This is a genomic window from Mycobacterium sp. smrl_JER01 (assembly GCF_048513595.2).
Lineage (GTDB): Bacteria > Actinomycetota > Actinomycetes > Mycobacteriales > Mycobacteriaceae > Mycobacterium.
This window is the reverse complement of sequence record NZ_JBLXXK020000002.1, coordinates 58,354-71,186: the sequence shown is the minus strand read 5'-3', so window position 1 is coordinate 71,186 and position 12,833 is coordinate 58,354. Positions and strand designations below refer to the sequence as shown.

The window sequence follows — 12,833 nt, the reverse complement described above, 5'->3', positions numbered from 1 at the left end:
GGTCTTTCGGTTCTCAGTGCACCGGGTGCAGGTCCGCATCGCGGCTGGCGGTGTTGCGGCGGCACTTGGCGTCGTGGACGTAGCGGCGGACAATGCGGCGTTCGTCCCGCCGGCCGGGCCGGGTCTGGAAGAGGTGGTTCTGTTGTGGCTGAGTGCAGCTGGCCAGGTTTCCGTGGGCGTCGTTGGCGGTGATGATGACGTCGCCTCGCAGCAGCGGGACGGAGGTTGCGGTGAAGTTTGTCAGCGCGAGCAGCAGTTCCGTGGCGCGGCGGTTGACCGGTTTGAGCGAGGGCACGAACCAGAACGTGTAGTGGCCGGCGTGACTGGTCAGGCTGGCGTGATCACTTGTGCCAATGGTGGTCGCGATGGTGGTCTCGTCGGTGAGGGTGATCGCTGTGAAACGGCCGTCGGGGGTGACGTGTAGCGCGGCGGGCATCAGTTGGGAGTCCTTTGGGTTGTCAATGTTTCGCGGTCCGTGGTTTCGACGCTAAGGCGGTGAAGGACCCAAATCCAGAGGAGCTCCGAGCTGCGGTGATGGGCCGTGCAGGTGTCTCGGCACTCGTGTTTAGCACGGATTCGGCGCTTGTGGAGGCGGTCGGCTCGCTGCCGGTGTCGGCGGTGTTGGCGCGCTCGGGGCGGGTGGTCGTCGCGTCGTCGTCCTCGGCAACGTCCTCGTCGCGGTACTTTCCGTTGGCGGTCAGATCGACGTCGTCGGTGACGTCCTACTGGTCGTCGTCGGTATTGAGTGCGCGGGTATCGGTGTTCTCTGAGTCGGTGTCGTCTTTGAGGGATCGCGGTGTCGTCACGAGAAGGTCCTCGACGGTGCTGGTGTCGCTGGCGGCGGGCTCTCCCCCGACTTTGCCCAATGTCGTCGCCGGCAGGGTGTCCGCCAGGGCGGTCCTCGCGTCGGGGGTGTTCTCGGCCGACCTTGCGGACGTCAGCTTTCAGTGAAAGGTAAATCCGAGCTGGCCGTCGACATCGTCGTCGGCCTGCGTTTCCTTGGCTACCGGAGCCTGATTGGCGCGGCGCCGCGGATCGTTGGCTGCACCCGGCCACTCCACCCCCGCCGAGGCCAGATCGGAATAGCTGGCCACTGGCCTGTCCAGGATTCGTCCGAGCAGCTCAGCTTGTGCCGGCTCCAGCTCGACGAGGCGATTTAGCACCGAAAGCAGGTCGATGAGCTCACCATTCCACTCTGCTGGCCACGCCGAGGCGTTGATGTCATCCAGTGCACTGGTGCGACGGCCAGTCGGGTTGGCTTTGCGGTAGTTGAACCACGATTTGATGACGGCGCGGCCCCCGACCGTGTAGTCCCAGACCGCCGCGGGGACCGGACCGAACGACCCTGACCCGATACTCAGTACTGCGGTCTCGGGGTCGTAGCTGGCGTCCAGCGGTAGGGAACTCACCGTGGTCAGATTGGTGATGCGCCGGGGATCATCGGTCGGATAGCGGATTCCGCCGTCGTGCCCTTCCGTGAAGGCCTGCCCGTATGTGTGTAACCAGACCACTTCGCGTCCGAGGTGGATTGCACGTTCGAACAGTTCAGCGTCACCGGTGATTGGGATCCGCACTCCTGGGGTGTCCAGCTCTTCAGCGAACCGCTGGGTGAATCCCGGGTGCGCGGCCACCCCGGCGATGTAGGCGACAAGGTCGTCCGCCGATAGGGCACGGCCGCTGATCGTCGAGAGGGCTCCGAGCAACCCTTTAGCCATATTTACCCGGCCACCGGGATGCAGCATCGGTAGCACCCGGCCACCGCGCCCGTTGAAATGATGGGCATCAGGGATCAACGCCGAGAACACCGCGGCCGGTCCGTCGGCGATGGGTTGCGAATGCTGCTCAACAACAAAAACCTGGCCTGGGCGACGGGCTGCCCATAGCTCGGGGCGTGACCTATCCAGCAGTCGGCGATCAGCGACGATCCACTGCCGGTCGAAACTTCGGCATCCGTAGCGGACGATGGCCGGCGACTTGAGATAGGTCGCGGTTTCCGAGGCGAACGGCCGCGTGGTGTTGGGCTCGGTATCCGCAGCGCCGAAGGGATCCTTGGTCATCGCAAGAGTGGACGCGTCAGTTTCCTTGAACAGCTCTGCCTTGCGCGCCAAATCAGGCTCCGCGACAAGGGCTTTCAGTCGTTCCTTGAGCACCCCTGCGGCAGGGGCGCTGGGCCAGTTGCGGTTGGCCGTCACCCCGGTGCTGCTCCACGGCAGAAGATCATTCAGCGCGGGGTAATCGTCCCATTGAGATTGAGCGGCGGGCGTGAACGGGGCCTGCCACGCTGCGCGTGTGGGCTGCCAGTGCGGACCATCCAAACTCAACGTCTGTAGCGCGGCGTACTTCTCATTGCGATGGCCGTGCACTGCGGTGTAGTGAATGATTGCGGGGACCTGCGGATCGCAGTCCGGAGTTCGGGTGAAGATGGCGATCGCCAGAGGCTGCTGCACACCCGGGAAGATGCGGGTTGCAACTTCTGGACGTTGCCCTTCCGGTGACACATCGACGATCCAGCCTTCAGCGGTGTTGCGCCTCAGGTACTCGCGCATTCCCTTGAACCCCGGCCCACGCAGGTAACCTGAGGTCGTGATGTAGCACACCACGCCGGTGTCGCCATTTGGCTGATCAGCGTTGGCGTCAAACACCTTCCATGTGCCCCACCGCCAGAAGTACACGTACAGGTTCTTCAGATTGAACTCATGACGACCGTTGCCCTCGGCGCGAAAGTCGTCTAACGGTCGGTACGGATCAGCTCCGCTGCCGTTCTCAACCCATGCCCCCATACCATCAGCGCGCTCGCGGTAGGGCGGTTCCGTACATGGTTTCGGCGTGTTGTGGCAAAGCCCGTCTCATCATCTTTCCGATGCCCCCGGAGAGCATCCGTTGGGTCCTGCGCCTCACTGATGACTCCCGGCCAGGCCATGATTGCCAAACATTCACGCGGCGAATGATCAGGCCGCCCACCAAAACGGACGAACCGCCGCGTTGCCCAGGCTGACGGCGATCAGCCCCGTGGCTGTCGCGCATTCGGTTCATGGTCTGGCAGTCCGTCCGGCCGCGGTGGCATCGCAAGACCGGCACGACGATCCCGCAACCGTAGAAGCTCACCCAATAGATGCAATGCCTGCACAGCGAAGTAGAGGGTGATGTCCTCACGTGCGGTCATTCGATAGACAGGGTGACCGTCCGTGCCTCCGCCGACCTGCTCGCGGCGTAAAAACCCCTGGTGTGCCCACGGCCGCCCGTGGGCGAACCCCGACGTGATCTGCCAATCACCGAACACCGGCAAGCTGGTGTACATCGCGCCGCCCTTGATCGGCTCGGTGACCTGAAATCCCGACTTCGCGCGCTTCGGGTCCATCCCCAAACGGTCCGCGACATCGGCGATTTGGTCCAGACTGTCGGTATTGCGTTTCAGCATGTCCGCCGAATGATCCGAAGACCTGAGGTAATACGCGAAATCGTGATAGTTCCGGGCATGCCAGCGCAGTGCACGCTCGATCCGCTCGGGTCTGGTTCCGGGGCCCAAGATCCACAGCCCAGTCGCGGTGTTCTCCAACGCTGCCCGGACAAGGGTGTTACTCACCGCCAGGTGTTGGTAATTGGCGTCCCTCACCACCACCTTCACACCGTGTAACTGGTCAACGGAAGCATTGATTATGTGACGCAACGCATGGCTGACCTCGAACGGGTGAGACTTGGCGTCGTCCCCGGCCAACGAACTGCGCGGGACCACCGGAAAATCGTCAGGATTCCCGACCCGCGCCGCCAACGCATCGACCGACTGCGCGTACTCACTCCATTTTTGCTCGATCCGTTCGGCTGTGACGTCAGACATCAGCCGACTCGCCGAGCGTCTGCAGCACTTTGTGCTGCGCCGCCAGGCGCGTGGATTTCCCGGTCCAGGCGGCGTATGTGGCGTGCAGCGCCTTGCCGATCTCTGCGCAGGCCAGCTTGACATGGGTCTGCATGTGCGGGCCCTCCGCGGCTGCGGCGAGAATGCGGTCGATACCGTCGGCGGCGGCATTAAGGCGATGAAGGTGCAGATTCGCGATGACCTCGAAATTGTCGAACATGACCTTCTGATACGCGCTGGGGTTTGCGCCGCGGGTCATCTGAATCAGTGCGAGCGCCTGCGGGTAATGACCAGTCTTCAGAAACCGGTCGATCTGATTGATCTTGTCGATCTCTTGCGGAGCCGAAAGCTGTTGTTGATTAGCAATTTCGGCGAGCTCCTCAGCTACCGCGCGAGTCTCAGCGGTACCGAATCGGTTAATCGCCTGCGCGGCCTGTACAGCGAACCGATAGATGATCTCCCCCCGCCGCGGCACGTTGGTGAACTGCTCAATCTTCGCGATTTCATCGATCGCGCGCCGCGCGAAACGCAGTGCCCGTTGTTCTCCGAGTCCGCCAAGCTCGACGTCAGCAATGGCGTCGCATGCCGCCTTGGCCAGGGTGCACTGCGGATGGATAGTTGGTGTCACGTCCACGAACTCGTCGAGCGCCTGCTCAATCAGCTCAACGCCGCGCTCATAGTGTCCGCGGGATGAGTGGCAATTTGCCACTTCATAACGCAGATAGAGGATGGCGCAACGAAATACGTACACATCGTGCTCGTCGGCATCAGCGGGATTGCTGATGGTGTCGACCAGGTCGAGGATCCATTGAGCGTGCACGAGCAACTGCTCGACAGGGAAGAACGCACCCGATGGCCGCAGGGTGATGATCCACCCGTAAAGGTGCCCCATGAACAGGGTCATCAAGTTCATGACCGAACTGTCACAAGGTGCGGCCTTCACGTGGATCGCGCGAAGGATTTCGTGCACGAGAGGGTGCATGCTGATCGTGTCGCTGGCCGGATTCGCGGCCCCAGAGGCGTCCAGATAGGTACGGCGCCGCGCAATGGTCTGCGTACGCAGGTTCGTCAAGAGGCGATTTCGGACATGGGGATCGGCCTCTACCGGACTTGGCGGCGAAGTCAGATCGAGCGTCGCCACCGTGCTGTCGACGGTCTGCAGCACCAAGTTGACCGGTATCAACTCCGGGGCAAAGTACGCCGAATGATAGATGAGCAGCTGCGTTGCTCGCCTGAATTTCTCATCGCCGCCGGTCTCGGACCCAATCTGCGTTACCGCAAACTGGACCGCCGCGAACGCTGTCCTGTCGAAACCCTCAGGAACCGCTGTCGAGTCATCCAGGGCCTCCAGACTCTCGAAATACCTATCGGACAACAGCGCGACATCTTCATCGGCGTTGCGAAAGTATGACGCCGCCATAGCGATTGCGAGCGGAACGTGCCCCAGGCGCCGCACGACCCCGGCGACTGCCTCTGTATGCACACCGGGCTCTATGCCGGCGTACACCTCAAAGCATGCAGTCGCCTGATCGTCGGTGAACGCGCCAACCGGCAAGGACCGGGCGGTGTGCCACCAGCCCGTGCTGTTGGTCGTTGTGACGATCACGAACCCGCATCCGCTGGTGGGTACGAACGGTTCGATGTCTTGTCGCTGGCGAGCCCCGTCGAACACCACAACGAATGGGCCACCGAGACCCGCCAACTCTGTGCGGAAAGCGGCACCGACGTCACTACCGGTGTCGACATCCACGCCCAACTGTGCCACGAGATCCTTGATTCGGGCGACGAGCAGTTCAGGTGAGCGAGAATCGATCCAGCAGATGTGCTCGTAGAGGTGCCGATTGAGATGGCAAAAGTCGGCGGCTATGGTGCTCTTTCCGAATCCCGTCGTCCCTGAGAGTACGGCGACCTGAGGGATCCGCCCGCCTGCGGATTCGTTGAAAAGATCCGTCAGAGTAGTTAGCTCATTTGTCCGCGCCACGGCTGATGCCAGCAGAGGAACTTCAACGCCCAGTGGCACGCCCCAGTCGAATCGTCGTCGAGCGTGCGCTACCTGGTTATCGGGCAGACACAGCAAGTCGACTATTTCACTGGCCGGCCACCTGCGCGGGGACAAATCAGCCGCGGCTTCGAACATGGAGTCGAGCATCATGGCAGTAAGCAAGGCAGCCGATTTTTCGCCTGGGCCGACGGCGTTGTCTCGCCGGATCTGGCGGACAAGGTCCAACACCGATTGTTTGACGTCTTCGATACGTCGGTCATCCCACACGACCGTTCTGGTCGGTGTGGCGTAACCGGCCGTAATCGCTTGACCAGTAACGGAGTACACCTTACTGCCATCATCAGACAGAGTCGGAGGGGCACAGGCTTTGACCAACTTTTTCGCCGGCGGCTTGTTGGTCAAGATGACGGCTTCATGTGCGCCAGCGCCCATCCGATTGAATATCGCGGCAGCGTCTGAATACCTCAGCGGGTTCATCCCAGAAGGCACACGGGAGGACTTCACCTGTACGCGACGGGCAACCTCGCCACTGGCCTCGATCGCGAAATCGACCACGTCATCGTCGGCTACGTCGCTGGCGCCGAGATCGCTACGTGTCGGCTCGATAATGACCGCAAACTCCGTCAAGTCATCGCCGCGCGCAACGACGAGGCGAAGGAACTCCTCAGCTGTGGCGAGATACTGGCGCCGAAACCCATAGGATGCGACGGCACCGCCATCGCTGGTCATCGATATGGCCGATCAACGGACATAACGACCCTCCTATACTCACGAAATCGGCATCGCGTGGTGCGTCAACCATCGGCGCTAGTCACGGCGCCGACTAGTTGACTTCGGTGTGGGCTGGGACGCTGAGAGTTCGGCATACCGCTTGAATAGGATCTCTTGCCGCTGTAGCTGATTGAAGCAGCGGCCGGTGGCGCCGAATGCTGAGTCGACGACATCGTCGAGTTGGTCGTGTGCCGCGACCAGTTGAGGATCCATGGCCTCAGGGTCGTATTGATCGGCTAACGAACGGGACGAGTGGAGCGCCCGCGCTGCCAGAACCTGCTTTCCGGCCTGTGCGATCGCCTCGCGTCGCTTCGTGGGGACAGCGGGCAACGGCAGGGTATTCCAAGTGAATGTGCTGGCAAAGCGTAGATCTGATTTGATCCGGCCACCGACCGTACGTTGCCAAGTGATAAACATCGTCGACGAGATGACACCAAAGAAGAATCCGTCCGGATCGTCCACTACGAAGGTGGCGTCACCCGCAACGACATCGGGCTCGAATCGCGCAGCTGGGTAGTACTTTCGAGACTCTGACACGTGCCGTGGAATGCAAAGGTAGGCCGAACTCGGCTGCTGAACGCGGTTGAAGCGCCACGGGGTAGCGGCGGCAGCACGAACACCTGCATCCTTAGCCAGCTCCGACCGGAACCGGTAAACGTGCTCAATACGATCCTGCAGGAACCGGGAATTGGCGACGTCGGCGGGGAGATCGTCGTCTGGAATCCAAATGCACCAACGCGGTGTGCTGTGGAGGAGCTCCCGTGCCCCTATGAAGGGTCGCAGGTAATTGAGGGCAACCGGATCGGCCGCAGCCAGCTGCATGTATTCCGTTTGGTCTACAAACAGGCCGCCGTTGTCGGCTGCCATTGACCCAAACCGGATGTCGCTGTCGAGTTGAGCGTTGAGAGCCCGGCGCCGGTCGGTTACGAGCACGTTGGGCCCGTCAACCAGATAGGAATTGATTGCTGACACTTCTAGCTCAATCGGCGCCGAGTTCAGTGTCGTGTACTCGAACAACCGAAGTCGGGCTTTGGGGCCGTTGCTCATACCGATGATGACACAGTGCACAACCGCCTGCCCGACGGCGTCCGACGACCAGGCGAATGTCCGGTGTGCGAAGAAGATGCGCCAGCCGCGAGCAAGTAATGCACCAAACACGGGCGCGACAACGACACCTTGCGCCACTGAATTAGTCGTGACGAATGCCAACCGACCGACAGCGGCACCGAAGTAGTCAGCGCCTTTGGCGAACCACGCAGTGACGTAATCGGCTTCACCCGAGTAGGCGCTGCCCCAAACCAGCTGCATGTCCTCGGTCTGTGCGGCAGTGCGCTGCTTCTTCCCAAGGTAAGGCGGATTGCCTGCAACGACTACTGACTCCGAGGAAGGGCAAAGCTCTTGCCACTGCAGTCGAAGTGCATTTCCAACGGTTATGTTCGCCTGAGTCTGGATGGGGAGTCGTTGTGGGGCTTCGCCGAATCGTTCTTTGAGTTTGAGGTCGCATTGGCGGTCGACAAGGAACATCGCGGTTTCCGCGATTCGTGCTGGCCACTCATCGATTTCGATTCCATAGAAGTGGTCGAGCGTAACCTTCAGTGCGAGGGTGGGATCGAAGGCGAGTTGGGATGCGCCGGCCAGTTCCTGCAGGCGTTCCATGATGCGCAGCTCCAGGTCGCGGAGCTCGCGGAAGGCAACGATGATGAAATTTCCGCAGCCGCAAGCGGGATCCATGTACCGGATGTCACCAAGGCGTTTCCAGAGCCGTGTGAGAACACCCTTCTCGTCTTTCATGGTCCGAGCCCGGTCAAACTCAGCGCGAAGCTCGTCGAGGAAGAGTGGGTTTAGGGTCTTGAGGATGTTCTCCTCGGAGGTGTAGTGCTCGCCGAGTTCACGCCGAGTTTGCGCGTCGCGGACCGACTGGAACATCGATCCGAAGATCGCTGGGCTGATTGTGGACCAGTCGACCACACAGGCATCGAGTACCGCTTCGCGGAAGTCCTTACTGAGCACCGGCAGGGTGATCATCTCTCGGAAGAGACCGCCATTGATGTAGGGAAGGACCGCGTTTATACCGTTCGCTGCGGCGCCGCCGGGCTTATCGAGGGCGTCGAATAGGTCGGTGAGTTGTTTTCCAAGAGTCGATGCGTCCCCGGGAGTCTGCAGGTGAATGAACTCGAGGAAGGCGTCGGGTACCGGTTCACCCTGTTCGTTCTCCCACATTTCGGTGTCGTCGCCAAACATCAAGAACAGAAGCCGGGCGAGAATGACAGAGATCTCGTGATCACGCTTCGCCGCATCGTACGAGGCCGGATAGGCGGTTTCGAGCGCAGAGTACATGCGGGCCATGAGTTTTGAGGCTCGCTTGCTTTCGTTACGCGCCTCGACATCGAACGCCTCACGAACCTTGGTCAGTACCGTGTTGGCGTCGAGCATGACATCGATGGGCAAGCGGATGACATCAAGCCTGGCAGCGAAGCTCGGATTACCCCGGCCGTTGCGGTGCCGGTGGCTCGTCAGCCTGGTTGATGTCGAGTTGTCCTTGGTACGGCGAGCCGGCCAACGCCAGACCTGCTCAACGTCGTTGTGGAAGATGACCAGACGGTCTGTGGTCGTCTTGGCGATCAAGCGGTCGAGTTCGGCTTCGATTTTCGAGCCAGGCTTGTCGTTGCAGACCCAGACGCGAAGACCCTTGTAGGACGAGATATTGGTGGCGGTGTAGGTCTGCCCATCGTCGGCGGTGTAGCTGATCGGCGGCGAGTCAGGCGCACTCCAGTTCAGCTCGTGCAGGAAAAGCTCTTGGTAGAGGTGCTTCTCGACGAGGCTCAATGGGTTGTCGGTCATGCTTCGCGTACTCCGATCGAGCAGACGAGTTTGATGTTGTCGGTCTCCGATGACTTGATGACCAGGCGGTCTTCTTCATGGAGCTGGTTGAGTAGGTCGGCGATGTCATCGATGCTGTAGCGGTTTCGACGGGCCTGACTGAGCCTCATGGTTGCGTGCTCTGTGAAGGGTTGTGCGTGTAGTGCGTTGAGTGCGTCAGCTGCCTTCTGGGCGTACAAGGTTCCACCGAGGCGTTCCCACACCCACTTCCGGATCCCTTTGAGATTCCCGGCTGCAATGGCTTCGATAGTGAGGGGTCCGTGGACGAGTGCCGTTTGTCGATCGAAGTGATCGGGTCGGAGTTCAGCTGTGGGCGTGTCGATTTGCGCGCGGAAGGTGCGCATCGCTTCCAATGGTGTGAGCAGTCTTTCGACGGTAGAGTTGTCGGCGTTCGTGGTAGATGTCGCGAACGCATCGACGCCGGACTCGGTGCTTACGAAGCAGGTGACGCTGCCGGCGTTCTCGTCGATGTACTGCTCGCGGGTGCTGTGGACCATGTCCTGCATCCCGAGCACCTTCTTGGCGATCTGCGGGTGCTTCGTCTGGGCGTTGGACCAGACGACCCACGCCTCGCTCACGGCGTCGGCCTCACTGTCGGCGTCGTCGGCATCATCGCTGACCTTGCCCTTGTAGAAGTCATCGAGGATCTTGATTTCAGCGTCACCGCCGAAGAATTGTTCGTCGGAACCAAATGCTTCCGCCGCGGCGCCTAGGCGTGCACGGATGCGCTGTCGTAGGTTGATCTGGGCTTCAACGTTCTCGTGGCTGATGAGGTAGATGAAGACCTTGTCCGACTTTTGGCCGACGCGGTCTACGCGGCCGGCGCGTTGGATGATTCGGATAATCGCCCACGGCAGGTCGTAATTGACCACAATGTGGGAGTCCTGCAGGTTCTGACCTTCGGAGAGCACATCAGTCGCGACGAGCACGTCGACGGCGTCAGCTGGGTCTTCGTCGGTAGGTTCCTCCTGCCCCGGGATACGGTTGGAGTGCGGTGAAAATCTGCGGGCGATGGCTGCTGGATCGTCGGTGTTTCCTGAGACGACGGCAACCTTGTCGATGCCCGCTTCCTGCAACGCCTGGGCGACGTATTCGGCAGTGTCCACGTACTCGGTGAAAACCAAGACCTTCTCGTCGGCATGGTCGTTGCGGAGCAAGTCGACCAACGCGTTGATTTTCGAGTCTCGGTTCGAATCCCAGTTGCCGAATCGGTCGAGCATGCGCGTCAGCATCTGGTTGTCGCGTTCGAGGTCCTTGCGCAGAGTGGTTTTGAAGACGGTGGAGTTGACCCATTTGGTCTTTGCAGGGAGGGTTCTGCGAAGCTCCTCGTAACGACTGGCGAGCGTGCCGTGCGGTGTCGGGTCGTCCTCGACATCTTCGTCGCTGACCGCGAATTGCTTGTCGGTGAACGACCCGATAGGAATCGACAGCTCATTGTCGATTGCATAAAGGAACAGCTCGTTGCGCGCACGCTGACGCTGAAGCGACACAATGAACGAGTGCCCGGACGAGGACAGTCGTTTGAACAATCCGGTACGGACGAAGCCGCTGACGTTTCCCCGCCCGGAACGGATGTCGTCGAGGATCTTCGTGTCTGACTCTGTGTGCGGCGCCCGGGGGTTGTCGTAGTCGGCGAGCCTGTAGCGTGGCAGCGCGAGAGTGCTCACGGCGTTGAGTGTGTCGTTGTCTTCCATGAGTTTCGCGGGATCGTCGTCGGCGAAGTCGTGGCTGAGTGGCCGGGCAATCCGGGCGGGGAAGTGGAACTTCTCGCCGTTCGCGAACTGGAGGTACGGCTGTTCCTGGGTAGTTCCGTCGGGCAGGGTGACTAGTTCTGTCTTTGCCGTTCGCTTGATGAAGCTGCGTGTTCGCCTCACTAGGTGATCGCTCATCAGTCGGCGCCAGTCCTCGGCGTGGTCGGAGCGTCGGAAGGCGGCAAGCGTATTGATTTTCCCGTCGACCTTGTCGCGAAGTCCGGGGTCTGCGGCCAGTGCCGCAGTGGGAACGATGCCCAAGTCTTCGTCGTCGTCGATGTACAGGGCGATCTGGCTAGCGACGTCTTGGAACGCGAGGTTGTAAGGGGTTGCTGTAAGCAGCAGCACTTTGGAGGCGTTGCGGCGTATGTACTCATGGATGGCTTCGTAGGCGATCGTGCTGCTGTTGCGCAGGTTGTGCGACTCGTCGCAGATGACCAGGTTGAAGCGTTTGAGCTCAGGCAGCACCTTGTCGGCCATCGAGTATGGGATGACGCGCCCATTGATCTCGTATTCGTCGAGGTGCTTGGTCCACATGAGTTCGAGATTCTTTGGGCACAGCACCAACGTCGAGTAGTCCTCGGCGGACTGCAGCATCAACGCAGTCGCAATTGCAGTCAGCGTCTTCCCGAGACCAACGACGTCGCCCAGCATCGTTCCGCCCCGGCGAACAATGCGGCGGGCGAGCGTGCGAACTGCGCTTTCCTGGTAGTCGAGCAGCAGGTTCTGCATCGATGCGGGCAAGACGTAGCCAAGTCCATCCCGGGCATCTTGGGACAGCGCATGGCAGACCTTGAGGTAGACCTCAAAGGGGGTCGGCTGTTGACCGGCGGCCCACGATTCGGAGATCAGCTGGATGATCTCACCGGTGATGGGCAGCGAGAACCGGTCGGTCCATCGGGCCTCGAACCACTCGGCAATTTTGCTGTTGGCGTCGGAGTCTTGAACGTCAATGTTCAGCTCAAGGTTGGTGGTCAGTCCAGCGTGGGTGAGGTTCGACGACCCGACGTAGGCCCAGCGTGAGCCGTGGCTCTTCCCTGGGGCATGAAACAGGTATGTTTTTCCGTGCAGCGGCTTCTCTGTGAACACCTTCATCTCAACGGTGCCGTCCTCCAACTGCCGCTTCAGCGTCTGGAGGGTCTGCTGTCCTTCGAATGTGGCCAGCCCTCGCATGAGCTGGTTCCGAAGGTGCTTAACGAGCTGATCGCGGCGGGCAAGCGCCTTTTCGCGGTCGTGAATGGCTGCTCCGTAGCCCGGTGGCTGAACCTCGCGCTGCAGGGCGTCGAGGATTTCCTGCGAGTCGGCTGGCGCGACCATTCCGATGAGAATCCGAGCAACGGGCTCCGCACCTGTTCGAGGCTTCGTGTCAACGATGTCGGCCATGCTCGACCAGCCGCGCAGGTCGAGATATCCCGTCGCAACGTCGACGGTGTCGAAGTCCTTGAGAGAAACTCGCAGCGCGTCCTTCAGGCGTGTGTCGTCGCTGAGGTTGTCAAAGAGGTTGGGCACTAGCGGTCATGTCCTCGAAGTCTGGGCTGATTTGGACGGTGGGCCATGTCATTCTCCTAGTCGCAAC

At 60.8% G+C, this 12,833-nt stretch carries 7 protein-coding genes; 1 reads left to right on the top strand and 6 read right to left on the bottom strand.

Annotation, left to right across the window (positions count from 1 at the left end):
• Positions 1–13 precede the first annotated feature (13 nt).
• Positions 14–436: a hypothetical protein gene (locus ACNUDN_RS28500; protein ID WP_011896237.1), complete on the bottom strand. Its 423-nt coding sequence runs from the start codon at positions 434–436 to the stop codon at positions 14–16.
• Positions 437–561: 125 nt separating this feature from the next.
• On the opposite strand from ACNUDN_RS28500, the gene ACNUDN_RS28495 reads away from it, so the two are divergent.
• Positions 562–951 carry a hypothetical protein gene (locus ACNUDN_RS28495; RefSeq protein WP_041801122.1) on the top strand — a complete coding sequence of 130 codons (390 nt, stop codon included), beginning with the start codon at positions 562–564 and terminating at the stop codon, positions 949–951.
• Here the strand turns inward: ACNUDN_RS28495 and ACNUDN_RS28490 are convergent.
• From ACNUDN_RS28490 to ACNUDN_RS28470, 5 genes are all read right to left on the bottom strand, one after another.
• Positions 945–2,780, bottom strand: coding sequence for a type ISP restriction/modification enzyme (locus tag ACNUDN_RS28490; RefSeq protein ID WP_431961256.1), 1,836 nt, complete (start codon positions 2,778–2,780; stop codon positions 945–947). The two genes, ACNUDN_RS28495 and ACNUDN_RS28490, sit on opposite strands and share 7 nt — an antisense overlap.
• A 221-nt stretch (positions 2,781–3,001) precedes the next feature.
• Positions 3,002–3,835: a DUF3322 domain-containing protein gene (locus ACNUDN_RS28485; protein WP_011896241.1), complete on the bottom strand. Its 834-nt coding sequence runs from the start codon at positions 3,833–3,835 to the stop codon at positions 3,002–3,004.
• Complete coding sequence (locus tag ACNUDN_RS28480; RefSeq protein ID WP_011896242.1) at positions 3,828–6,584, bottom strand: tetratricopeptide repeat-containing protein; 2,757 nt, start codon at positions 6,582–6,584, stop codon at positions 3,828–3,830. The genes ACNUDN_RS28485 and ACNUDN_RS28480 overlap by 8 nt, the downstream gene beginning before the upstream one ends.
• Positions 6,585–6,662: 78 nt before the next feature.
• Complete coding sequence (locus ACNUDN_RS28475; RefSeq protein WP_419125371.1) at positions 6,663–9,467, bottom strand: class I SAM-dependent DNA methyltransferase; 2,805 nt, start codon at positions 9,465–9,467, stop codon at positions 6,663–6,665.
• On the bottom strand, positions 9,464–12,766 hold the full coding sequence (locus tag ACNUDN_RS28470) for a helicase-related protein (protein WP_419125372.1): 3,303 nt from the start codon (positions 12,764–12,766) through the stop codon (positions 9,464–9,466). Before ACNUDN_RS28470 ends, ACNUDN_RS28475 begins: the two co-directional genes overlap by 4 nt.
• Between the last annotated feature and the right edge of the window lie 67 nt (positions 12,767–12,833).